This is a genomic window from Avibacterium volantium, assembly GCF_900635775.1.
GTDB lineage: Bacteria > Pseudomonadota > Gammaproteobacteria > Enterobacterales > Pasteurellaceae > Avibacterium > Avibacterium volantium.
Map to the genome: position 1 here is coordinate 1,732,642 of NZ_LR134167.1, position 22,974 is coordinate 1,755,615.

The following is a 22,974-nucleotide window of genomic DNA, read 5'->3' on the forward strand; positions in this document are numbered from 1 at the left end:
TTATAAAGGCAATGGGATGATCTGCACCCCAAAAGTTGGACTAAACAACCAACTGATTAAGGTGCAGATTTTTTATGACTAAATATACTCAACGTTTCAAACAACAAGTGCTCGACTTTTATCATCAAAATGGAAAAAACCGTTCGCTTACTCGCCAGTATTTTCAGCTTCCCCAAAGAACGTTAGCACGTTGGATTGCGAAATTTAATCATAATGGAATCAATGGATTAGCTGTGTTAGGTAAAAAACGATATTATTCTGTTGAGTTTAAATTAAAGGTTATTCAAGCTATCAAAAAAGGCCAGTGCTCCGCTGAAGCCGCCTGCTTTCGCTTTGATATCCCCAGTTCAGGGATAATTAGTCAATGGTTGCAACGCTTTGAAAAACAAGGTATAGATGGGTTATTACTCAAACCTAAAGGTCGTCCAAGTATGAAACTCAACTCACCTAAAATGCCACCAACGCCCAAAACAGAAGAAGAACGCTTGCGTTACCGAATTTTGGAATTAGAAGCGGAGAATACAATGCTAAAAAAGTTGCAGGAACTCAACCAACAAAAAATGCAGAAAAAGCCGTCATCGTAAATGCCTTACGCTCGCGTTTCCCGTTGGAATTGTTACTCAGGCTAATCGGATTGGCACGCAGTTCGTTCTTTTATCATCTCAAGCCAAAGTCGGATAAAAATGTAGCGATTTCACAGAAAATAGAGGAAATTTATCGCAAAAATGACGAAAATTATGGTTATCGTCGAATTACCTTGGAATTAAGGAAATACTTGATTATCAACCACAAAAGGGTGCAAGCGATAATGCAACGTTTGGGGTTAAAAGGAAAAAGTAAGCAGAAAAAATATCGTTCTTACCAAGGCAAAGTGGGACAAATTGCCGATAATCTGTTGCAACGGGATTTTACGGCAACGATGCCGAATGAGAAGTGGGTAACGGATATCACCGAGTTCAAATGTGCGGAAGGCAAAGTGTATTTATCGCCGATTAAAGACTTGTTTAATAACGAAATTATTGCTTATAATGTGGCGAGAAGTCCGAATTTTGAGCAGATAACCAGAATGTTGACCCAGGCGGTGAACCGATTAGCGGGGGAAAAACCGATACTGCATTCCGACCAAGGATGGCAGTATCAAATGATGGGTTATCAGGAGATATTGAAAAAATACGGTATTAAGCAAAGTATGTCGAGAAAAGGTAATTGCCTTGATAATGGTGCGATGGAAAGCTTTTTCGGGCGATTGAAGACGGAATGTTACTTTGGCAAGCGGTTTGAAACCTTTGAACAGCTTGAAAAAGTGATTCACGAGTACATTCATTACTACAACAATGAGCGTATTCAAGTGAAGCTCAAAGGACTAAGCCCTGTGGAATACAGAACTCAGTCCTTGAATTAAAATTAAATTAGAATATAGTCTAACTTTTTGGGGGCAGATCAGGACTGGGCTTTTTTTACGCTTGATTTTTATTCATAGGAGAAAAAAATGGACTTTAATTTAATCACGAAAATTCGCCAAACCAATCCTTTAATCCACAACATCACCAACATTGTGGTGGCAAACTATGTAGCGAATGGGTTGTTAGCTTTGGGTGCATCACCAATTATGGCGGATGCCGAAGAAGAAATGGCGGATCTTGCTCAATTTAGTGCTGCCTTGGTGATTAACATTGGCACGCTCGATCCTTTCAAGGTGAAAGCAATGTTGGCGGCTGGTAAAGCAGCGAATAAAGCGGGTATTCCAGTGGTGCTTGATCCTGTGGGCGTGGGCGCAACGCAATACCGCAAGGACGTGGTGGCTGAATTACTGAGCAAGGTAAAATTCACCGCTATTCGTGGCAATGCAGGGGAAATCGCCCAGCTAGCAGGAGTGAATTGGGCGGCGAAAGGCGTGGACGCAGGGCAAGGTGAAGGCGATGTGGCACAAATTGCCAAACTGGCCGCCCAACGTCATCAATGTGTTGTGGCAGTGAGCGGTGCGGTAGATTACATCAGCGATGGCGTGCAAGTGGCGGCCATTGATAACGGCACACCAATGTTTCCTAAAATCACGGGCTCAGGTTGTTTGCTTGGCGCAGTGTTAGGGGCATTTTTAGCGGTCGATCCAAACCAACCTTTTAATGCAGTAGTGCAAGCCAGTACGTCCTATGCGGTGGCAGGGCAACTGGCTGCGAAAGACTTAGGAAGCACAAAATATGGGCAGTTTTACACTGCACTTTTAGATCAGCTTGGCGAGCTGAGCGATCAAAAAGTGGCACAATTCGCACAGGTTCACATAGAAGAATAAGGAGCAACAATGACTCATATTGCACAAGCCCTGACCATTGCTGGCTCAGATAGCGGCGGCGGTGCGGGTATTCAAGCAGATCTGAAAACCTTTCAAATGCGTAATGTATTTGGAATGAGCGTAATTACTGCCGTTACTGCACAAAACACCTTAGGCGTAACGGATATTCATTTAATCCCCCTTAGCACCATTGAAGCACAACTCAAAGCGATTGTGGCTGATTTCACACCCAATGCGGTAAAAATTGGTATGCTCGGCACGGCTGAAATTATCCAAACCGTGACCGCTTTTTTGCGCCAGCACCCATTTGCGAATGTGGTTATCGATCCGGTGATGATCGCCAAAGGGGGCGCAAGTCTATTGGAACAATCGGCAATTCAAGCGATGCGTGAGCAACTATTGCCTTTGGCCGATGTGCTAACGCCAAATCTGCCTGAAGCAGAAGCCTTAACAGGATTAAAAGCTGAAGATCGACACAGTATTGCGCAAATTGCTGAACGTTTACAACAAATGGGTGCAAAAACTGTGATTATAAAAGGTGGCCATCAGCAAAACAGCGAAAGTGCGGTATGCCAAGATTTTATTTTCACACCGACAACATCTTTTGTCTTGGAAAGCCCACGTTTTAACACGCCGCATACCCACGGCACAGGCTGCACTTTTTCCGCTTGCTTAACCGCTGAACTTGCCAAAGGTCAATCTTTGGAACAAGCCTGCAAAACCGCCAAAGCCTTTATTACCAGCGCCATCACGCACCCTTTAAATATCGGACACGGACACGGCCCAACCAATCACTGGGCTTATTCACAGGAGCAAAAAAATGGATAAATCAATTTTACGCTGTTATTTAGTAGCAGGTACGCAAGATTGCCGTCATCTGCCACAATATGATGCAAGCCAACCACAACAAACTCTGTTAGAGCGTTTAGAACAGGCATTAAAGGCTGGCATTACTTGTTATCAATTTCGTGAAAAAGGGCAATTTTCTTTGCAAGATCCGCAAAAAATTGAACAACTTGCTCGCCAATGCCAAGATTTATGCCAACAGTATAATGTGCCTTTTATTATGAATAATGATGTTCAACTCGCAAAAAAGTTGCACGCAGACGGCATTCACGTTGGGCAAAAAGATACGCCTGTAGAACAATTAGCCCAACAAATTGAAGGCAAAATGTTAATTGGCTTATCCGTCAATACCTTGCAACAAGCTCAACGCCATAACGCCTTTCTCGGCGTGAATTACTATGGCTGTGGGCCAATTTTTACCACATTTTCTAAAGAAGATCCGTCCCCTGTTGTGGGCATTCACTTTATTTCCACCTTGCGCCAGCAAGGCATCAACAAGCCTTTGGTTGCCATTGGTGGAATAAAAACGGAACAGGTTCCCGCTCTATTACAAGCAGGTGCTGACGGTGTCGCGGTGATATCGAACATTATGCAAGCGGAAGATATTACAGCTACGATACAAAAAATTTTGGCAAAATAACACCGCACTTAATGAAAAGTGAATAGCAAAAAAGGCATTCAACCAAGATTGAATGCCTTTTATTTTGCTTAATTATCAAACTTAAAAACGATAACCCACTTTTAAACCAAATTGGCGGCTGTGAGAAGATTCATCACCATTCTCATAAGAGAAGGTTGTCCCCACTGACCAAGCCCCCATATTCAAATTGAGTCCTGCTTGATACTGCCAGCCACGATTAAACTGTTGCTGTAAACCGTTGTTATTCACAGTAACCGCATTGTTAAATGTTTTACGACTCGCATCGAAATAATAAAGGGCAAGACTCGGTGAAATAGAAAGCGTGTTCCACTGCCAAGTTTTGGACAATTCTGCACCAGCGTGATAATTAACAAAATCTAAAGCTCGAGTATGAACCGCACGACCTTTCAGCTCATAATCAGCAGCCGTGAGGTGATGATAGTGTACCCCAGCTATTGCTTTGAGATCGAGGTATCCTAGCCCCCATTTCTTACCTAATGTTGCACCAAAACTAATGATATTACGTTTAAAATCAGCACGTTGTTCATCTAAAGTGATGCGATTATTAGAACGTCCATAACCGATGTCTGCCGCAACAAACAGACCTGACTCACTTTGCACTTTGGCATAAACCGTAGCTTGCGAATAAGTCATCTTGCCGCTTGCATTCTCATAATCAATGTTGCCGCGCGTTTGCGACACTATCGCACCTAAACTAATGCCTTGCTCATTTACAGCACTTTCTACACCTAATTCAGTGTAGTTACTATGCTGTTTATAAACGCGGTAATTATCTGATTGATAATCAGCCTCTTGATAATCGACATTCGTCCATACTTGAGTTTGCTCGCCACCTTCTTGCAACAAACGTTGGTTTAAATGTTGATCGCTGCGTAATATTGCATTTCCTTGTGCAGAAAGTTCCGACAATGCGGTATTTGATACGCCACTAACTAGTTACGCTTGTTTCAAGCGATCTAGTTCAGCTTTTTTACGCTCTTCTTCCAAGCGTTTTGCTTCCACTTCACGGCGCGCTTGCTCTTCTGCGGCTTTACGCTCTTCTTCTAAGCGTTTTGCTTCCGCTTCACGGCGTGCTTGTTCTTCTGCCGCTTTACGCTCTTCTTCCAAACGTTTTGCTTCCGCTTCTCGGCGGGCTTGTTCTTCCGCCGCTTTACGCTCTTCTTCTAAGCGTTTTGCTTCCGCTTCACGGCGTGCTTGTTCTTCTGCGGCTTTGCGTTCTTCTTCTAAGCGTTTTGCTTCCGCTTCACGGCGCGCTTGCTCTTCTGCGGCTTTACGCTCTTCTTCTAAGCGTTTTGCTTCCGCTTCACGGCGTGCTTGTTCTTCTGCGGCTTTGCGTTCTTCTTCCGCAATTTCTTTTTCAACAATAGGGTTATATAAACGGAATGTGCTCCCTTCTTGAATCAAGTTATAACGGTAAGCACCAATATCCGCATAACTATTTTGCAATGTTACGGTTAAATTTTCAGATGAATTAGCTGTTATTAAGGTTAGGCGATCTTTGCTACGCTGTGGTTCATTGCCAATATCATTCACTACAAGTAAATGATTACCTGATGCTTTTCCGTTTACCACAACTTTATCGCTGTTTAATGTAGAAAAGTTAGTGCGGTAATAAAATTTTCCATTTCCGCTTAAATCGCCATTAACGGTTAAGGTATTAAATGGTTTGTCATTTTGACTCAGAGTAATTTGTGATCCCTCTGCTAAATTCAAATTTCCTAGCGTACTGTTACCTGTTAATGTCCAATGTGATTCTTTGGATAACGAGGTTTGAGTAGTATTCGCGGCTTGAATCGAACCGGTAAAATCTGTTTTCCCTAAATTTAAACGGCTTTGTTGAGATAAACTAATATCCCCTGCGAGTGCCATTCGTGGAATGCTGTTCAAGGTTTCTTCACTGTAAGTTGGCATATCACAGCTAACTTCTCCAGTGTGATCGGAACGCAAGCAAACAGTTTGCCCTGCTTGATAGCCCAGATTTAAAATCGCATTATCATTAGCGTTGATATTAGCATTCAGTGAGGAAACATTGCGCCCTACGGTAAAATTCGCTTTATTAGATACCGAAATAGTTTTCGCTGAGAAATCACGGTTTATCCAATCATCGTCAAAAATGACCTCACGATTATTCAACACATCACGCGCGTGTGGTGTCGGCACACCTTCAAGAACAACCTTACCACCTTTAGCTGAAAAATCACCATTAAGGTTCATTCCACCTGTTAATAATAGCGTTGATTCTTCTACCACTGGTTGATAATTTACATTTAAGCCACCATTTGTTTTGTCGGAAGCTTTTTCCCCGAAATAACCGGCAAACGCGGTTAAGGTCTGTTGTGCATTTTTGCGATCAATGATCGTTTGAATCGCCGCCGCACGATCGCTGCCTAAATATTCCCAACTATCTGAACTAGCTTGGTTTGTAGGGTAATAACTTCCTGCTTTGCCACCTGATTTTAAAGCGAAATAATCCTTTCGCCCGCTTATAGCATATTCATAAATGTCAGAGCCAGCTTTTCCCCAATTTCCCCAAGTTAAATCTTGTTCGGAAACCGTTACACCTGTTAAGGTTAAATTCGATGATTTATCCGTGCGATGATTAACAACTGTTGCACCATCATCAGAATGCTGGATACGTTTAAAGCTGAGATCGTTACCATTTAAATCTAAACGTCCGCCACGAAAACCAAAATACAATTTATTCGGATCAATTTGATCCGCACTTTGTAAAATCAAGGTCGGACGCCCACTTACCACACCAACCTGATTAAATGCCTGTTTTCGACCTTGCTCATCTTCCTGCTGATCTAAAATGACAGTTCCATCACCGATACTAATATCTCCTAGGTTATTTCCCACACCTTGAACCAATAAAGTTCCTGTCCCTAACTTTGAAAGACGATCGCCTTCAGGATTAGCTATTTTCCAAGTTACTGTTTTATCCTTAGCAACCAAAACGCCACCACCTAACCACGTTTGGTTCGTTTCAGGCTTCACAGTAAAATTTGTATTGAAATAGAGTGCTCCAGCTCCCGCATTAATGTTGTCTTTAACTAATAAAACACCCCCATCTACACCATCAAAAATCACACTTTTCCCATAATCTAATGATGGACGTTCTTTATCTGTATCTTGTGATTTTAAAGATTCATTTCTTAAAGGCACAGCCAATGCGGTGCTTTCTCCCGCTTTAATACTACTGGTTTCAGGGTGAAGAGCATCAACACTCCATTCCCAAACTTGATTTTGTTGCGTATTCTGAATAGTCCCCGCCTTGGCTCTTTCTTGTATAGCATTAACATAAGAAGGGCGTGACAATGACCAAATGTTCCCATAACCATAATCAGATTTTAGAACACCTACAATCACCCACTTTTTCTTTTGAGCATCATACCCCAGTAATGCAGAACCACTATCACCACTTCGTCCATAACTTACCATTGGCCCATAAATAGAACCAAATAAGGTTATTGGCTTATCCGTGATCCGTTTTCCTTCTGGCGTGATCGTTCCATTTGCCACAACATTAGTCGCATTAGCTTCACTCATTGTGTGAGTGACACCACCTATAACATACTTATATGCACTACTCAAACTGATCGTTTTGCTATTATCTTCCGCACTTTCTTGAACCTCTTGTTTTCCTGAACCCACTCGTATATAAAGAGGAAAACGCGTTAAATCCGTCAAAATTTTTGTATTTTCTTTTCCATTTGGCGTTAATACATCGGTAAGTTCTGCGGGAGCTACCTCCGTTACCATTTTATGTAAACGAGGGATATGATAATCTTTATCTTGCGGGTTTGAATAAGTGACCCCATCCCATTCATCGGGAAAATTGTTTCGATTAACCAAAAGGTAAGAAAAATGGTGAGAATCTGGGTTTGTATCTTCTCCACCAAATAAAACTTGAGAATATCCGACATTATGCCGAACACTAGTTATAAAGGAAGGATCGATTAAATTGGCAAATGCCCCATTCTTATTTGCTGTTTTGAGATCAGGCATAGGAATATTATCTTTCAACATAATGCCTACATCTTGACCGTTTTTGTCAAAAATATGAATGTTTGTCGCACCGATTGAAAAGAGACCTTTATTTTCACCAAAATCACGAAAATATTGGTAATCAACATCTCCCCTTACTCGAGATGCCTCCGCGTTCAACGCCACAATAGCTAAACTAATGCCTAATTTAATTGGATTAGAAAAAGATTTAAATAAAAGATTAGATTTCTTAAAGTTCATTGAATTTTAATTAGTTATAAGCAATCCTGTATTATAACTAATTAAATCGCAAAACACCCCTCCCCAGAAAGAGGTATATTCTATATGTTATCTAAAATATTTAACGCATCAATCAATTTTTTCACGGTAAAAACCTGCATATTTTTGACCGCACTTTTCGGTTTATTGGCAAACGGGACGATAGCACGGGTGAAGCCGTGTTTGGCTGCTTCAGAAATTCGTTCTTGTCCGCTTGGTACGGGGCGGATTTCCCCCGCTAGCCCCACTTCGCCAAACACCACCAGATCTTTTGGTAATGGACGATTTCGGAAGCTAGAAATCAATGCCAGTAATAAGGCCAAGTCTGCACTGGTTTCACTCACTTTTACGCCACCTACCACATTGACAAACACGTCTTGATCAGACATTTGCAAGCCGCCGTGGCGGTGCAATACGGCTAACAATAAAGCCAGACGATTTTGCTCCAAGCCCACTGCCACCCGTCTTGGATTAGCGAGCATTGAGTGATCCACCAAGGCTTGAATTTCCACCAATAACGGGCGTGTGCCTTCCCATAACACCATTACGGAACTGCCTGCGGTGTCTTCTTCACCGCGGCTTAAGAATATGGCAGAAGGATTTTTCACCTCGCGCAAGCCTTGCTCTGTCATCGCAAACACGCCGAGTTCATTGACTGCGCCAAAACGGTTTTTATGGCTACGCAATGTGCGGAAACGGCTGTCCGCTTCGCCCTCTAATAACAATGAACAATCAATGGCGTGTTCTAGCACTTTTGGGCCTGCCAGAGTGCCGTCTTTGGTAACGTGTCCCACCATCACAATCGCCACTTGACGGGTTTTCGCATAACGGGTTAAAAACGCCGCACATTCACGCACTTGGGAAACGCTCCCAGGGGAAGACTGAATATCCGCAAGGTGCATCACTTGAATGGAATCCACCACGATGATTTGCGGTTTAAGCTGATCGGCCAAATGGCAAATTTGCTCTACGGACGTTTCCGACAACATATTCAGCCGATCTGTTGGCAACCCAAGACGATTGGCGCGCATTGCCACCTGCTGCAAGGATTCTTCGCCTGTAACGTAAAGTGCGGTCATATTTTGTGCTAAACCACACATCACTTGTAATAATAAGGTACTTTTCCCTGCCCCAGGGTGTCCGCCAATCAAAATCGCACTACCTGGTACGATGCCTCCGCCTAAGACACGATCAAGCTCATAAAAGCCACTGTGAAAACGGGGAACTTCTTGCAAGCTGATTTCTGCAAGGGTTTGGATTTTTGCCTGCGTTTCCCCTGCATAACCACTGAAGCGATCAGCACGGCTTGCCTTGGCTGGGGCTAGACGAATTTCTGTGATGGTATTCCACGCTTTACAGGCATTACACTGCCCTTGCCAGCGGGCATATTCCGCACCGCAATCATTGCACACAAAGGCGGTTTTTGCTTTAGCCATTGTTCATCTCCCAATTTTCCAAATTCGCTGCGTCATTCTCTTCAACATAAGTGAGCGAAATGAGATTTAACATTCGTTGTAAATAAAATGCCGATTGCAATAAATCAAATAATTGTGCGATCACTTCGGCGTTATTTTTTGTTTCGCTATGACGTGCAATCAGCTGTTTACATTCTGCCAAGCATTGCTGACTGCTTTCCACCAACGCCCGCCAATCTGTTTTAAGCGCATCGCTTAAACCTTGTTGATTAAAGGCATTTTCCAACAAATTGCCATTTTCCGTATAAAAATGATAAAGATTGAAAAACGCGCCGATTCGCTCCACCGTGCGCAAAAAGTCTTCGGCAAAATAGACTTGCCCTAAGACAAAGGTTTCTTCAATTAGACCTTGTTCTAGCTGGAAAAGTGCGGTTAATTTTTGCGAAAAATTGCCCGCACTTTGCGCGAAATCTAAAAAATCACGCCATTTATCTAACCAATTTTGTGCTTTAGGCTGATAATTTTCTGCCAAGGCATAACCCCGTTGCGCTTTGCTAATGGCACTTAATCGCACGCCATTCTCCAATGGCAAAGATCGCACATAATCGAGCAAATCCGCCACCTTACCTTGCTTTAACTCAAATTCCACTTCGCTAATTTCCGCTTGTTTATCACCAGCCAAAATCTTGCCTTGATCAAGCGCCACTTCAATTTCTACTGGTTCTGGCGAAAATTCAGGGCGGATAAGGAAGGTTTCTCGCGCAAAATCCGTGGCAAAAATCGGCTGTAATGAAAGGGTTTTCCAGCTGGGATCGAGATCATAGTTTTCCACTAATTGCGCCAAATCAGGCGTTTCACTTTGCTGCGGCAAATTATATTCAGGGCGAATATGCAAACCGCCTAGCGCTTCCCCTTTGGTTTTTAAGGTTAAGGTAAATTGTTGATTTTCTTTGCGAACACGCAAGCCCATTTGGTGCTGGGCGAAAAATTTATCGGCGGTGTCGTAATAAGTATTGCCTAAAAATGCCTGCTGATGAAAGTGCGGTGCGTTTTTCAGCAAATTTTGCTTGAATGAATTTAAGCCAAATTGCGGAATTAGTAGTTTTAATTCAATTTCTGTACTCATTTTGTCTATTCCTTCCAATCTTAATCAAGTTTTTTCATATTATCTAATAAATTCCTTGTTTTTTCGATGAAATATAGTGTATTTTTACGCCCGCATAGACTTGAACAAGATGAATATGCGCAAAACTTTATCAACCTAACCCCTAGAAGGAGTTATCTATGGCAGTAAATAATATCTTAGGATTATTTGCTCATTCCCCTTTAAAACCATTGGCTCGTCATTCAGCAAAAGTTACTGATTGTTGTAAATATCTCATCCCATTTTTTGAATACACCTTTCAAGGGGATTGGGAAAATGCAGAGAAATTACGCAAAAAGATTTCTGACACAGAACGCCAAGCAGATACATTAAAGCGTGAAATTCGCTTAAAGCTGCCACGCGGTTTGTTTATGCCAATAGAACGTACGGATTTATTAGAACTAGTTACACAACAAGATAAATTAGCAAATTATGCCAAAGATATTGCTGGCAGAATGGTAGGACGTCAATGTCCTTTCCCGCCAGAAATGCAAGAAGATTTTATGAAATATGTCGTTCGCAGTATTGACGCAGCAGAGCAAGCCCATTTGGTGATTGATGAAATGGACGGTTTACTTGAAACGGGTTTCAAAGGCCGTGAAGTCCAATTTGTGAATCGAATGATCCAAACCCTAGATGATATTGAAGACGATACGGATCAAATGCAAATTAAATTACGCTTAATGTTGCGTTCAATGGAAAATGAATTTAACCCGATTGACGCGATGTTTTTATACAAAATCCTTGAATGGATTGGTGTGCTTGCAGATCAAGCGCAACGTGTGGGTTCACGCATTGAATTAATGTTGGCTCGTTCATAATTGTTAGGCAACAATTGTTAGCAACATAGGAATAATACTATGGAAGTTATTCAACAATATGGCACTTTATTAGTGATCATCACAGCGGCTTTTGGCTTTTTTATGGCATTTGGTGTGGGGGCGAATGACGTTTCTAACGCAATGGGAACGTCCGTGGGTTCAGGCACCATTACCGCCAAACAAGCTATTATCATTGCAATGATTTTTGAATGTGCAGGGGCATATTTAGCGGGTGGTGAAGTAACAGAAACCATTAAAAGTGGGGTGTTAAATCCAATAGAATATGTCGCCACGCCAGAAATTTTAGCGTTAGGTATGATGGCTGCCCTCTTTTCTTCTGGATTATGGTTGCTCATTGCCTCGCGAATGGGCTGGCCAGTGTCCACCACGCACACCATTATTGGCGCAATTATCGGTTTCGGTTTAATTACCGTTGGGCCAAACTCGATTGATTGGTCTGCTATCCGCAACATTGTGGGCAGTTGGTTTATCACCCCTGTGATCGCAGGTGTGGTGGCGTATGGCATTTTCTTCAGTACACAAAAACTCATTTTCGATACGGAAAAACCGTTACGCAACGCACAAAAATATGGCCCATATTATATGGGACTCACCATCTTTATTTTGTCCGTGGTAACAATGATAAAAGGCTTAAAGCACGTTGGTTTACATTTAACTGGGAGCCAAACTTTCTTCATTTCATTAGCCATTAGCGCCCTTTCTGTGGTGGCAAGCCATTTCTATTTCCGCAGCAAAAAATTCCGTCAAACAGTCAAATCAGGAACCTTTGGCGCGGTAGAAAAAGTATTCAGTATTCTAATGCTACTCACTGCCTGTGCAATGGCGTTTGCGCACGGTTCAAACGATGTGGCGAATGCTATTGGGCCTTTATCTGCGGTAGTTTCTATCGTGGATAACGGTGGTCAAATTATGGCGAAAAGCCCACTTGCTTGGTGGATCTTACCATTAGGCGCGGCAGGGATCGCCTTAGGCTTAATCGTTATGGGCTATAAAGTGATGGCAACAATTGGGACAGGGATCACCGATCTCACCCCAAGCCGTGGTTTCTCAGCTCAATTTGCAACGGCAACCACCGTGGTACTGGCTTCTGGTACAGGATTACCGATTTCCACCACACAAACCCTTGTGGGTGCGATCTTAGGTATCGGCTTTGCGCGTGGTATCGCCGCATTAAACTTAACGGTAATTCGCAATATTATCGCTTCTTGGGTGATCACCTTACCTGCAGGCGCATTCTTTGCGATTTTAATTTACTATGTGCTGCACGCCATTTTCATCTAATTTGCGTAAGCCATAGAAAAAGCACACAAAATAAGACAAAGATTTTGTGAATGAAAGAAAGTGCGGTACAATTTACCGCACTTTTTTATTGTCTATTTTTTAAGGTGTTGTAATGCGAAAAATTACTAAGATCTTGTTTTTATTCTTTCTTTCCGTACCCTTTGCTCAAGCAGAAACCCGTTATGTAACAGAAAACCTTTCCACCTTTTTACGCAAAGGGGCGGGCGATCAATTTAAAATTGCAGGAGCAATTCGTTCAGGCGAACCGGTAACCGTGCTAAATCACAAAGATCGCTATACGCTCATTCGTGATAGCAAAAATCGTGAAGCTTGGATCTTAACCTCTGAACTTTCTAGCACGCCAAGCAGTAAAGATGAGAATCCAAGATTAAAAGCTAAAATTGAAGAATTAACCTTAAAACTCAATCAGTTAGATGGTGATTGGCAACAACGCACCAGCGAAATGCAACGCCGCACCAAACAAGCTGAGCAACAAAGCAGCCAATTATTAGAGCAAAATTCTCAGCTCAACCGTGAACTTGAAATTACCAAAAATAAAAACCGTGATTTAGAAGCAATGCTTGACGCTGGCAAACGTGAAATCGCAATCCAATGGTTTATTTATGGCGGTTCGGTGCTAGGTGTTGGTTTGCTACTTGGCTTAATCTTACCTTTCATTATGCCAAAACGTCGCCGCCGTGATGGCTGGGCATAACTACCCCATTCAGCAAAATGGAAATTTATTTAGTTGGCGGTGCCGTGCGCGATGCGCTACTCAATCTCCCTGTTAAAGACAGAGATTGGGTGGTAATTGGCGCAACCCCAGAGCAACTATTGCAACGAGGCTATATTCAAGTGGGGAAAGATTTCCCCGTTTTTCTTGATCCTAAAAATAAAGAAGAATATGCCCTCGCACGCACAGAAAAAAAAGCGGGCGTAGGCTACACCGGTTTTGTGTGCGATTTCAGCCCCGACATTAGCTTGGAACAAGATCTGATCCGCCGCGATCTCACCATTAACGCCATAGCGCAAGACAGCCAAGGCAAGTTGCACGATCCTTATGGCGGCATCAATGATCTGAACAATCGCCTACTCCGCCATATCTCCCCTGCGTTTGCTGAAGATCCTTTGCGCGTGTTAAGAGTGGCGCGTTTTGCTGCGCGCTACCATTATTTAGGCTTTCAAATCGCCCCTGAAACCTTTACCTTAATGAAACAAATCACCAAATCGGGCGAGCTTGAACATCTCACGGCAGAACGCGTTTGGCTAGAAACAGAAAAAGCCTTACAAACGCCAAATCCTGAAATCTATTTTGATATTTTAAGAAAAATCAAGGCATTAGCCGTGCTTTTCCCTGAGCTTAATGCTCTTTACGGTGTGCCAAATCCCGTGCAACATCACCCTGAAGTGGATAGCTTTATCCACACAATGCTGGTGTTGCAACAAGCTGCAAAGCTGACGGAAAATAGCCCTGCACAACAAAAAAGTGCGGTGCGTTTTGCAGCAATTTGCCACGATCTTGGCAAAGCGCTCACGCCAAAAGATCTTCTGCCACGCCATTTTGGCCACGAACAAAAAGGTGTTACGCCAACGCGCAATCTTTGCAATCGACTCAAAGTGCCAAGCTACATTAAAGAACTAGCGTGCCTTGTTTGCGAAACGCACACCAATGTCCACCGCGCCTTTGAACTACGCCCTGCCACTATTGTCAAATTATTCAATCAGCTCGATGTGTGGCGTAAACCTGAACGTTTCAAAGAACTACTACTCGTTTGCACAGCCGATGCCAGAGGCCGCGCAGGCTTTGAACAAGTAGATTACCCACAAGCAGATTTTCTACTCAAACTGTACCAAGCCGCATTACAAGTTGATGTGCAACAAGTGATTGCTGACGGATTTCAAAAAGAAAAAATCCGCGAAGAATTAAACCGCCGCCGCCAAAAAGCCATTGAGCAAGAAAAACAACGGTTAAAGGATTAATAATGTTATTTTCTTTCATCAAAACTAAAATCAGCGCGCTAATGCGCAAGCTTTTCATTAATCCCAAACTTCGTAATAGCTTGAAAAATAAAGGAATGAGCGTATTAGCCAGTAATTGCAATGGGGCATTTATGCTGCACGATTTAGGGCAGCCATTCAATTCACCTTTTGTGAATTTATACCTTGAGCCACAAGATTTCATTCGTTATTTGCAACGCATTGAACACTATCAGCAGCAACCGCTAAAATTTGTAGAGAATAGCGATAAGCCCTACCCTGTGGCTTATTTAGATGATATAAAAATCCATTTTGTGCATTATGCCAATGCGCAACAAGCCCAAGAAAAATGGCAACAGCGTTCACAACGTATTGATCTCGATAATCTTTTTATCATTATGACCGATCGCGATGGCTGCACAGAACAAGATCTCAACGATTTTGATGCCTTGCCTTACAAAAACAAAGTGGTATTCACCCACACCCCTTATCCCGAAATTCGTTCTGCTTTTTATATTAAAGGCTTTGAACAACAAGATTGTGTCGGCGATCTTTTTGCTTATTCTGGCTGGCTTGGCAAACGCTATTATGATCAATTTGATTATCTGGCTTGGTTTAATCAGAATAAAAACGAGAAAACCTCATCATATTAAAACAAAAATAAAGTGCGGTGGAATTTTTTGAAATTTTCCACCGCACTTGTTAATTCAGTCATTACAGCGCAATTTCATCAAGGCTACGCCCAAAACTCGGAATAAACACTTGAATAAAATAATTCATTTCTTCGCTGTGCCATTCTGCCATTAATTTTTCTAAACGCGTTTTTGCTGATGAAAATTCTTGATTCCCCTGCTCCAATTCAAATTTCGCTTTAATGTAAGCACAAAGCAGATCCGCTTGTTTTACAAGGTGTTTTTCTTCATCAGAAAACTGCTCGCTATGTAAATAAGGAGCAAAATCGGCTTGCAGCTCTTCAGGTAATAAGCTCAATAAATGAAATTCCGCCGCACTTTCGATCTCTTTATAGGCTTGAGTAATGCTGTCATTAAAATATTTAATTGGCGTAGGCAAATCACCAGTGAAAATTTCTGAACTATCGTGATACATTGCCATTACGGCAATGCGTTCAGGGTTCACCTGCCCTGCATAAAATTTATTTTTGATCACCGCTAGCATATGCGCCACAAATGCCACTTGCAGGCTGTGTTCGGCAAGATTTTCTTTTTCAATATTACGCATTAAAGACCAGCGTTGAATGAGTTTCAAACGATCCAGACAAGCAAAAAAATGGCTAGGTTGTAGGGATTGTAAAGACATTTAATTCACCGAATATTCTTCAATGGTTACAGGCAATGTGATGATTTTCCCTAAGCGTGAAATCACCATATTCACCCTGGTGTTTGGTCTGGTATTGCTGATCACATTCATCATTTGCGCGGGCGACTCTGCTTTAACATCGCCAAATTGCAACATAATATCACCCGCTTGCAAACCTGCTTTAGCCGCAGGGCTGTTTTCTCTCACACTGGTGATTTCAATGCCTTTGTTGCTCGTTTGCCCATCGCTAAACAACACGTCCGTTTGAATACCTAGGAAACCGCGGATCACGCGTCCATCACGGATAATTTTTTTCATTACGTCATTAGCAAGATCAATGGGAATGGCGAAATTCAGCCCTTCGGCAATTTCATTGGCATTTTTACCAATACTCAAAGTGCTAATCCCCACTAATTCGCCAAGGGAATTTATCAGCGCACCGCCTGAATTTCCGCGATTAATAGACACATCAGTTTGGATAAAATTTTGTCGCCCAATGTAATCGCCCACAGCGTTACGCCCTAAGGCACTGATAATGCCTTGCGAAACACTTTGCCCCAAGTTATAAGGGTTACCAATGGCAAGCACCACATCACCAACGTGCAATTTACGCTTGGTGTTAGGAATGATCGGCAGGTTATCTGCACGGATTTTTAGCACGGCTAAATCAGTGAGATTATCTGATCCGATTAAACTCGCTTCAAAAATTCGCCCATTTTGCATTGCTACCACGATTTGATCGGCATTTTGAATAACGTGTTTATTGGTGAGAATGTACCCCTCTTTCGCCATTATCACGCCCGAGCCAAGATTAGTGATCTGCGGTTGTCCACTCACTGAAGTGAAAGATTGGCTATACACATTCACCACAGCAGGCGAGGCAAGCCGAACCGCATCTTTAAAAGAAAAGATTTCTTTTTGAAACAAAGGCTGACCTTGCTTCAGGGAAGGGCTAATCAACAAAATTGCCCCTGCGGCAAGTAAACCAATGATGATCGATTGGATAATCTTTCTTAACATTCTGATTCTCTTTGTATTTTTTGTTTTTTCTGGTTGTTGCTTTACTTTTGTTAAATTTGAACTTGGGTTAGTTTTTCGGCTGATAAATGAGCTTTAAATCCTCCCCCACTGGCGTTGCAGATTGCAGCTGCCATAAAGGGGCATCAGCCAATTTGTGTAAATGAGGCAAATGGCACAGTCCTTTGCCTGCATCGCCTAATAATTTCGGCGCAATATAAACGATTAATTCATCAACCAATTTTGCTTCAATCAACGCACCAGCTAATTGTGCGCCCGCTTCAATCCATAAACTGTTGATTTGGCGTTCTGCGAGTTCGGTTAAAAGTGCGGTGAAAAAATCCGCACTTTTTTCAATCTGTATTGCTTGGCAAAAATCAGGGAAACCTTGCATATCTCTTGCACCAGAACTCACCAACCAAACTGGCGTAGGTTGTTGAAATAATTGATATTCTGGCGTTACACGGTGCTGGCTATCCAAAATAATCCGCCCGGGCTGACACAGTTCAGTATCAGGATACTGTTGCTGAACACTCAACGGAAGTTGCTCCCAACGTACATTTAACATAGGATTATCCATTAGCACCGTTTGGCTGGTGGAAAGAATTGCACTAGCGGCCGCACGGTATTGTTGCACATCTTGGCGCGCCTGCTCCCCTGTGATCCATTTACTTTCACCACTTGCCATTGCGGTGCGTCCATCAATGCTCATTGCCATTTTCAGTTGCACAAATGGGCGATTGCTACGCATTCTTTTTAGAAAACCTTGGTTGAGCAACTCTGCTTTTTCGGCCAATAATCCCACCGCAGTTTGCACGCCAGCTTGTTCGAGGATTTTCAATCCACGCCCTGCTACTTGCGGATTGGGATCGGTCATTGCGGCAATCACTTTCGCCACGCCTGCTTCAATTAAGCCTTTGGCACAAGGTGGCGTACGGCCGAAATGGGAACAAGGCTCAAGGGTAACGTAAGCCGTTGCGCCACGGGCATTTTCCCCTGCTTCACGCAATGCCATAACTTCTGCGTGGGGCTGCCCTGCTTTTAGATGAAAACCTTTGCCGATCACCTTGCCGTCTTTTACCAAAACGCAGCCCACGGAAGGATTTGGCGTGGTGGTAAAACGCCCTTGGCTAGCAAGATCCAACGCCATTTGCATAAACTGCTGATCTTGCTGGGTAAATTGTTGTGCATTTTGTTGCATATTAATCCTTTAGGCTCTCAATTTCTTTGGTAAATTGGTTGATGTCGTCAAAACTTAAATAAACGGAAGCAAAACGGATATAGGCCACTTTGTCCAATTTTTTTAGCTCATTCATCGCCAGCTGGCCGACAAAATGGCTTGGCACTTCACGTTCCCCTGTCGCGCGCAGTTGATGAATAATGCGGTTAATGGATTTTTCCACATCATCAGAACTCACTGGGCGTTTTTCTAAAGCGTGCTGAATACCACGGCGCAGCTTTTCTTCATCAAAGGGTTCACGGGATTGATCACTTTTAATAATTTTTGGGATCACTAATTCGGTAATTTCAAAGGTGGTAAAACGCTCGTGGCAATGGCCACATTCACGGCGGCGGCGAACCTGAAAACCATCGGACACCAAACGGCTATCGATCACTTTGGTTTCTTCTGTTGAACAAAAAGGACAACGCATAAATCCTCCTAATCCCCTTTTAAATGGTATTTTCCATTTTAAGCGCTAAAACAGCGTAAAAATTCTTCTTATAAAGGCTTGGATTGTAGCAAAATTTCCCTTTTTTTACGATCTTTATGGGGCAAAAAATGATCTTACGCAGGTATTTTGCGACTTTTTACCTTGCCTTATTGCCTTAGGCGGATTAATTTCCTACTATATCACTCAACTATTTTCATATTTGGAGAAATACAATGAAAAATGAATTAATTTGCTACAAAAAAATGCCCGTGTGGAACAAAGACAGCCTGCCGAAAATGTTCCAAGAAAAACACAACACCAAAGTTGGCACTTGGGGCAAAATCACTGTGTTACAAGGCAAATTGAAGTTTTACGTTTTAACGGAAGACGGAGACATAGTGAGCGAACATATTTTCACCGCACAAGATGACACGCCTTTTGTTGAACCCCAACTTTGGCACCGCGTGGAAGCGGCGTCTGATGATCTGGAATGTTATTTAGAATTTTATTGTAAGAAAGAAGATTACTTCAGCAAAAAATACAATATGACGCCAACCCATTCTGAAGTGAAAAGTGCGGTGGAAATTATTCCTCCTTGTAAAGTGCTGGATCTTGGCTGTGGACAAGGACACAACTCGCTCTTTTTAAGCCTACTCGGCTATGATGTTACCGCTTGGGATCACAACGAAAACAGTCTTGCTTTCCTCACCAGCACGGCTGAAAAAGAAAATCTCAATATCCAGACCGCACTTTACAACATCAATGACGCCAATATTCAGGAAAACTACGATTTTATTCTTTCCACCGTGGTGTTTATGTTCCTTGACCGCAACGCCATTCCTGCCATTATTGAGAATATGCAAAATCACACAAACACAGGCGGTTATAACTTGATTGTAGCGGCAATGAGTACTGATGATGTGCCTTGCCCAATGCCGTTTTCTTTCACTTTTAAAGAGGGCGAGCTGAAAAATTATTATCAAGATTGGGAATTGATTAAATACCAAGAAGAAATGGGCGAACTGCACAAAACCGATGAAAACGGCAATCGCATCAAAATGAAATTTGTCACGATGTTAGCGAAGAAAAAATCATAGGAAAGAAAAATAGCAAAGAAAATAAGTGCGGTGGAAAATGTTGAAATTTTTTACCGCACTTTTGTTTTTCATTTTACTTCTCTCTTTCACGCCAAAGGGCGAAAAATGGGCTATCTTGCATATTTTGCCACTGATCGTAGGCGATCACTTTGCCTTGATCCAACAACACGACTTGTTGCGCTAAGCGTGCTAATTCTTCAAGGCTATGGGTTACATATAAAATGGGAATAGCAATTTCTTGCGCGAGTTTATCCAAATAATCCAATAATTCTAATTTGCGCGGCAGATCAAGAGCGGAGAGCGGTTCGTCCATCAGCAAAATTTCAGGCTGGCTGAGCAACGCTCGTCCAATGGCAACACGCTGTTTTTCGCCGCCTGATAAGGTAATTGGATAGCGTTTAAGCAAATGTTCAATCCCCAAAAGCTGCACAATGCGCATAAATTCTGTGCTATCTTTCTGCTTCATTCCATAACACAAATTGCCTTTCACCGAATAATGGGGGAACAATCTGCCCTCTTGAAAAACATAGCCCACATTGCGATGATTGGGCGCAAGATTAATCTGCTTTTGCGTATCGACTAATGCTCGTCCGTTCAAACGAATATAGCCCTGATCGGGTTGCAACAAACCGCTGATTAAATTAATCAGCGTGGTTTTGCCCGAACCAGACAAGCCGAATAATGCCGTTACGCCTTGCGTGGGCAGCTGCAAATCCACCGCAAACGCCATTTTTCCCAATTGTTTGCGTACATTAATTTCTAACATTGGATTGTCCTAAACGTTTTTGTGTGTATTTTGCTAACCATTCAGAAATGAGTAAGGAAATCAAGGCGATAGCAATGGCTATGAGACATAAACGCGCTGCGGCACTTTCTGCTCCTGGGGTTTCAATAAAGGAAAACATAGCAAGGGGAATGGTTTGCGTCACTTTTGGGATATTGGAAACAAAGGTAATGGTCGCGCCAAACTCCCCTAGTGAACGCGCAAAGCCGAGAATAACGCCTGCCAACACGCCGGGCAACGCAAGAGGCAATGTGATGGTAAAAAAGGTTTTCAAGGCAGACGCTCCCAGGGTGCGCGCTGCTTGTTCGAGCTTGAAATCCACATTTTCGATCGCCAAGCGGATCGATCTCACCACTAATGGGAAAGACACAATGGCAGAGGCCAACGCCGCACCATACCAACTAAAACCAAAGCTAAAATCAAACCATTGCAATAAATAGCGCCCGATAATGCCATTTCGCCCCATTGCAATTAACAATAAATACCCCACCACCACAGGCGGCAACACCAAAGGCAAATGGATAATGCCGTTGAGCAACGATTTTCCCCAGAAATCTTTCCGCGCCAACAACCAAGCCACCAAGATCGCCCAGGGCAATCCTGCCAACACGGACACCAACGCCACTTTCACGCTCAAGGCAATGGCATTCAACTCAGCGGGGGAAAAATGAAAAAACATCTGCCAATCCATTTGCATTAAATCCTTTTATTTCACCGCAAAGCCAGCTTGAATGAAGATTTGCTTCGCTTCGTCAGATGTTAAATAATCTAAAAAAGTTTGGCTTTCTTGGTTATGATGCCCTGCTACAATCGTCGCAGGATATTCAATCGGGGCGTGAGAATTTGCAGGAAAAATTGCCACCACTTTCACTTTTTGGCTTGCCGTCGCATCGGTGCCATACACAATGCCTAAGGGCGCTTCGCCCTGTTCTACCAAGGCCAATGCCGCACGTACATTATTTGCCCGTGCTAGTTTTTCTTGCACCGCCTGCCATTGATTTAGACTGGTTAAGGCTTGTTGCGCATATTTCCCTGCGGGAACGTGCGCAGGATCGCCCACTGCGAGATAACTCTCTTTTAAATTCGCTTGCCATTGCGGATTTTCTAGCTTCACGCTTTCAATCTTGCTGTTTTTCGGTGCGATCATCACCAAGGTATTTTGCACTAAATTCACCCGTGTTTTGAGTTCAATTGCATTCTGCTTTGCTAAAAAATCCATCCATTTTTGACTGGCCGAAATAAAAATATCCGCCGGCGCACCCTGCGAGATTTGACGTGCCAATACGGAAGAAGAGGCAAAAGAAAAATCAATCTCTTCTTTAGGGTGAAGTTTGAGATAGCTCGCTTTCACTTGCTCTAACACATTGGTCATTGAGGCGGCAGCAAAGACGGTTAATTTCGCGTGTGCAGAAAATGACATCAACACGCAAATCGCTAGCGTAGAAACCAGTCGATTTTTGATTCTTAGCATAGATTTTCTCCTTTTGGTTTACCATTATAAAATAAATTATATAACGATTGATAAAATAAAAGCTACATTAAAAACCGAACTTTGCGTAAAATGACAAAAAATTCCACCGCACTTTAAAGATAATGACGTAGGAAACCCAATGTTAGATAGCGAAGTGTTACTCACCATAAAACTGCAACAACAACTTTTTGTTGATCCGAAACGGATTCGTCTGTTGCGTGAAATTGCCAAATCAGGTTCAATCAGCCAAGCGGCGAAAAATGCCAAAGTGAGCTATAAAAGTGCGTGGGATCACCTTGAAGCAATGAATAGCCTTAGCCCAATGCCTTTGTTAGAACGCAATACTGGCGGAAAAAATGGCGGCGGCACGACACTCACAACCTATGCCAAACGCCTGCTCAAACTTTATGATCTCTTGGAACAAACACAACAAAAAGCCTTTTCCATCTTGCAAGACGAACAAATTTCCCTTGACAGTCTGCTTTCCGCCACTGCGCGTTTTTCCTTACAAAGTAGCGCCAGAAATCAATTTTTTGGCACGGTGAAAAGCCTCACTCAGACAGACAATCATTGTGCGGTAGAAATTCAAATTCCTCATTTAGATCAATCCATTACCGCCTTTATCACACCACAAAGTGCGGTGCGTTTACAGCTTGTTTTTGACAAAGAAGTGATGCTGATGATCAAAGCGCCGTGGGTAAAATTATTCATCGAAAAACCGCAAAAAACGTGCAATATTTTCCCCGCACTTTTATCCCATATCAACCAACAACCCAACGCCCAAGAAGCCACACTCACCTTAGGCAAAACCCTACAATGCACCGCCAGCCTTGACGATAACGCAAATTTCCAACAAGGTGATAAGCTGTTTTGCTATATTGATCCTGAACAGATTGTGTTGGTGACGATTTGAT

General features: G+C 42.7%; 21 protein-coding genes and 1 pseudogene. 11 read left to right on the forward strand and 11 right to left on the reverse strand.

Annotation, left to right across the window (positions count from 1 at the left end; genetic code table 11):
* The first annotated feature begins 74 nt into the window (after positions 1–74).
* From ELZ61_RS08265 to thiE, 4 genes are all read left to right on the forward strand, one after another.
* Positions 75–1,402, forward strand: a protein-coding gene (locus ELZ61_RS08265) for an IS3 family transposase (protein ID WP_126372850.1) whose coding sequence is annotated in 2 segments (ribosomal slippage) — positions 75–525 and positions 525–1,402 — 1,329 coding nt in all. Because the reading frame shifts where the segments join, the coding sequence is not laid out codon by codon here.
* Positions 1,403–1,489: 87 nt separating this feature from the next.
* Positions 1,490–2,290 (forward strand): hydroxyethylthiazole kinase, encoded by an 801-nt coding sequence (gene thiM / locus ELZ61_RS08270; protein ID WP_126372852.1) that lies wholly within the window; start codon positions 1,490–1,492, stop codon positions 2,288–2,290.
* A 9-nt stretch (positions 2,291–2,299) separates the two neighbouring features.
* Complete coding sequence (thiD, locus tag ELZ61_RS08275; RefSeq protein WP_126372854.1) at positions 2,300–3,118, forward strand: bifunctional hydroxymethylpyrimidine kinase/phosphomethylpyrimidine kinase; 819 nt, start codon at positions 2,300–2,302, stop codon at positions 3,116–3,118.
* On the forward strand, positions 3,111–3,776 hold the full coding sequence (gene thiE, locus ELZ61_RS08280) for a thiamine phosphate synthase (RefSeq protein ID WP_126372856.1): 666 nt from the start codon (positions 3,111–3,113) through the stop codon (positions 3,774–3,776). The genes thiD and thiE overlap by 8 nt, the downstream gene beginning before the upstream one ends.
* 81 nt (positions 3,777–3,857) lie before the next feature.
* Here thiE and ELZ61_RS08285 read toward each other — a convergent pair whose 3' ends face one another.
* The 4 genes from ELZ61_RS08285 to ELZ61_RS08300 all read right to left on the reverse strand — a co-directional run bounded on the left by ELZ61_RS08285 (position 3,858) and on the right by ELZ61_RS08300 (position 10,604).
* Positions 3,858–4,706, reverse strand: coding sequence for an autotransporter outer membrane beta-barrel domain-containing protein (locus ELZ61_RS08285; protein WP_126372858.1), 849 nt, complete (start codon positions 4,704–4,706; stop codon positions 3,858–3,860).
* A 27-nt stretch (positions 4,707–4,733) separates the two neighbouring features.
* The gene (locus ELZ61_RS08290) at positions 4,734–8,045 is read right to left on the reverse strand and encodes a S6 family peptidase (protein WP_126372860.1); all 3,312 of its coding nucleotides are present in this window, start codon (positions 8,043–8,045) and stop codon (positions 4,734–4,736) included.
* An 80-nt stretch (positions 8,046–8,125) separates the two neighbouring features.
* Positions 8,126–9,499: a DNA repair protein RadA gene (gene radA, locus ELZ61_RS08295; protein ID WP_126372862.1), complete on the reverse strand. Its 1,374-nt coding sequence runs from the start codon at positions 9,497–9,499 to the stop codon at positions 8,126–8,128.
* Positions 9,492–10,604 (reverse strand): CYTH domain-containing protein, encoded by a 1,113-nt coding sequence (locus ELZ61_RS08300; RefSeq protein WP_126372864.1) that lies wholly within the window; start codon positions 10,602–10,604, stop codon positions 9,492–9,494. The genes radA and ELZ61_RS08300 overlap by 8 nt, the downstream gene beginning before the upstream one ends.
* 158 nt (positions 10,605–10,762) lie before the next feature.
* On the opposite strand from ELZ61_RS08300, the gene ELZ61_RS08305 reads away from it, so the two are divergent.
* The 5 genes from ELZ61_RS08305 to ELZ61_RS08325 all read left to right on the forward strand — a co-directional run bounded on the left by ELZ61_RS08305 (position 10,763) and on the right by ELZ61_RS08325 (position 15,375).
* Positions 10,763–11,443, forward strand: a complete 681-nt coding sequence (locus ELZ61_RS08305) for a TIGR00153 family protein (RefSeq protein ID WP_115249904.1) — start codon at positions 10,763–10,765, stop codon at positions 11,441–11,443.
* Between the two features lie 39 nt (positions 11,444–11,482).
* Positions 11,483–12,745, forward strand: coding sequence for an inorganic phosphate transporter (locus tag ELZ61_RS08310; RefSeq protein WP_126372866.1), 1,263 nt, complete (start codon positions 11,483–11,485; stop codon positions 12,743–12,745).
* 112 nt (positions 12,746–12,857) lie between these two features.
* Positions 12,858–13,460 (forward strand): TIGR04211 family SH3 domain-containing protein, encoded by a 603-nt coding sequence (locus ELZ61_RS08315; RefSeq protein ID WP_115249906.1) that lies wholly within the window; start codon positions 12,858–12,860, stop codon positions 13,458–13,460.
* 17 nt (positions 13,461–13,477) lie between these two features.
* The gene (locus ELZ61_RS08320) at positions 13,478–14,725 is read left to right on the forward strand and encodes a multifunctional CCA addition/repair protein (RefSeq protein WP_126372868.1); all 1,248 of its coding nucleotides are present in this window, start codon (positions 13,478–13,480) and stop codon (positions 14,723–14,725) included.
* Positions 14,726–14,727: 2 nt separating this feature from the next.
* Positions 14,728–15,375: a DUF1919 domain-containing protein gene (locus ELZ61_RS08325; RefSeq protein ID WP_197717454.1), complete on the forward strand. Its 648-nt coding sequence runs from the start codon at positions 14,728–14,730 to the stop codon at positions 15,373–15,375.
* A gap of 61 nt (positions 15,376–15,436) precedes the next feature.
* Here ELZ61_RS08325 and yfbR read toward each other — a convergent pair whose 3' ends face one another.
* The 4 genes from yfbR to nrdR all read right to left on the reverse strand — a co-directional run bounded on the left by yfbR (position 15,437) and on the right by nrdR (position 18,708).
* Positions 15,437–16,039, reverse strand: a complete 603-nt coding sequence (gene yfbR, locus ELZ61_RS08330; protein ID WP_126372872.1) for a 5'-deoxynucleotidase — start codon at positions 16,037–16,039, stop codon at positions 15,437–15,439.
* Positions 16,040–17,059 (reverse strand): outer membrane-stress sensor serine endopeptidase DegS, encoded by a 1,020-nt coding sequence (gene degS, locus ELZ61_RS08335; protein ID WP_126372874.1) that lies wholly within the window; start codon positions 17,057–17,059, stop codon positions 16,040–16,042.
* A 67-nt stretch (positions 17,060–17,126) separates the two neighbouring features.
* Positions 17,127–18,257, reverse strand: coding sequence for a bifunctional diaminohydroxyphosphoribosylaminopyrimidine deaminase/5-amino-6-(5-phosphoribosylamino)uracil reductase RibD (ribD, locus tag ELZ61_RS08340; protein WP_126372876.1), 1,131 nt, complete (start codon positions 18,255–18,257; stop codon positions 17,127–17,129).
* A 1-nt stretch (position 18,258) separates the two neighbouring features.
* Positions 18,259–18,708, reverse strand: coding sequence for a transcriptional regulator NrdR (gene nrdR / locus ELZ61_RS08345; RefSeq protein WP_103853080.1), 450 nt, complete (start codon positions 18,706–18,708; stop codon positions 18,259–18,261).
* Between the two features lie 233 nt (positions 18,709–18,941).
* On the opposite strand from nrdR, the gene tehB reads away from it, so the two are divergent.
* A complete protein-coding gene (tehB, locus tag ELZ61_RS08350; protein WP_126372878.1) occupies positions 18,942–19,805 on the forward strand; it encodes an SAM-dependent methyltransferase TehB in 864 nt (287 codons plus the stop codon).
* Between the two features lie 88 nt (positions 19,806–19,893).
* On the opposite strand, the pseudogene modC reads toward tehB, so the two are convergent.
* The 3 genes and pseudogenes from modC to modA all read right to left on the reverse strand — a co-directional run.
* A pseudogene (modC, locus tag ELZ61_RS08355) lies at positions 19,894–20,571 on the reverse strand (molybdenum ABC transporter ATP-binding protein); the annotation flags it as partial.
* Entirely contained in the window at positions 20,558–21,280 is a 723-nt protein-coding gene (gene modB, locus ELZ61_RS08360; protein WP_103855487.1) for a molybdate ABC transporter permease subunit, read from the reverse strand. The pseudogene modC and the gene modB, both read right to left, overlap by 14 nt.
* Positions 21,281–21,295: 15 nt before the next feature.
* Positions 21,296–22,060: a molybdate ABC transporter substrate-binding protein gene (modA, locus tag ELZ61_RS08365; protein WP_126372882.1), complete on the reverse strand. Its 765-nt coding sequence runs from the start codon at positions 22,058–22,060 to the stop codon at positions 21,296–21,298.
* Positions 22,061–22,199: 139 nt separating this feature from the next.
* Between modA and ELZ61_RS08370 the strand changes: the two genes are divergently transcribed.
* Positions 22,200–22,973, forward strand: coding sequence for a TOBE domain-containing protein (locus ELZ61_RS08370; protein WP_126372884.1), 774 nt, complete (start codon positions 22,200–22,202; stop codon positions 22,971–22,973).
* The last annotated feature ends 1 nt before the right edge of the window (position 22,974 follow it).

What these genes read in the sequence shown, in the direction of transcription:
- thiM (WP_126372852.1), top strand. Translation starts at nt 1,490, where the DNA reads ATGGACTTTAATTTAATCACGAAAATTCGCCAAACCAATCCTTTAATC.
- thiD (WP_126372854.1), top strand. Translation starts at nt 2,300, where the DNA reads ATGACTCATATTGCACAAGCCCTGACCATTGCTGGCTCAGATAGCGGC.
- thiE (WP_126372856.1), top strand. Translation starts at nt 3,111, where the DNA reads ATGGATAAATCAATTTTACGCTGTTATTTAGTAGCAGGTACGCAAGAT.
- ELZ61_RS08290 (WP_126372860.1), bottom strand. Translation starts at nt 8,045, where the DNA reads ATGAACTTTAAGAAATCTAATCTTTTATTTAAATCTTTTTCTAATCCA.
- radA (WP_126372862.1), bottom strand. Translation starts at nt 9,499, where the DNA reads ATGGCTAAAGCAAAAACCGCCTTTGTGTGCAATGATTGCGGTGCGGAA.
- ELZ61_RS08300 (WP_126372864.1), bottom strand. Translation starts at nt 10,604, where the DNA reads ATGAGTACAGAAATTGAATTAAAACTACTAATTCCGCAATTTGGCTTA.
- ELZ61_RS08305 (WP_115249904.1), top strand. Translation starts at nt 10,763, where the DNA reads ATGGCAGTAAATAATATCTTAGGATTATTTGCTCATTCCCCTTTAAAA.
- ELZ61_RS08310 (WP_126372866.1), top strand. Translation starts at nt 11,483, where the DNA reads ATGGAAGTTATTCAACAATATGGCACTTTATTAGTGATCATCACAGCG.
- ELZ61_RS08315 (WP_115249906.1), top strand. Translation starts at nt 12,858, where the DNA reads ATGCGAAAAATTACTAAGATCTTGTTTTTATTCTTTCTTTCCGTACCC.
- ELZ61_RS08320 (WP_126372868.1), top strand. Translation starts at nt 13,478, where the DNA reads ATGGAAATTTATTTAGTTGGCGGTGCCGTGCGCGATGCGCTACTCAAT.
- ELZ61_RS08325 (WP_197717454.1), top strand. Translation starts at nt 14,728, where the DNA reads ATGTTATTTTCTTTCATCAAAACTAAAATCAGCGCGCTAATGCGCAAG.
- yfbR (WP_126372872.1), bottom strand. Translation starts at nt 16,039, where the DNA reads ATGTCTTTACAATCCCTACAACCTAGCCATTTTTTTGCTTGTCTGGAT.
- degS (WP_126372874.1), bottom strand. Translation starts at nt 17,059, where the DNA reads ATGTTAAGAAAGATTATCCAATCGATCATCATTGGTTTACTTGCCGCA.
- ribD (WP_126372876.1), bottom strand. Translation starts at nt 18,257, where the DNA reads ATGCAACAAAATGCACAACAATTTACCCAGCAAGATCAGCAGTTTATG.
- nrdR (WP_103853080.1), bottom strand. Translation starts at nt 18,708, where the DNA reads ATGCGTTGTCCTTTTTGTTCAACAGAAGAAACCAAAGTGATCGATAGC.
- tehB (WP_126372878.1), top strand. Translation starts at nt 18,942, where the DNA reads ATGAAAAATGAATTAATTTGCTACAAAAAAATGCCCGTGTGGAACAAA.
- modB (WP_103855487.1), bottom strand. Translation starts at nt 21,280, where the DNA reads ATGGATTGGCAGATGTTTTTTCATTTTTCCCCCGCTGAGTTGAATGCC.
- modA (WP_126372882.1), bottom strand. Translation starts at nt 22,060, where the DNA reads ATGCTAAGAATCAAAAATCGACTGGTTTCTACGCTAGCGATTTGCGTG.
- ELZ61_RS08370 (WP_126372884.1), top strand. Translation starts at nt 22,200, where the DNA reads ATGTTAGATAGCGAAGTGTTACTCACCATAAAACTGCAACAACAACTT.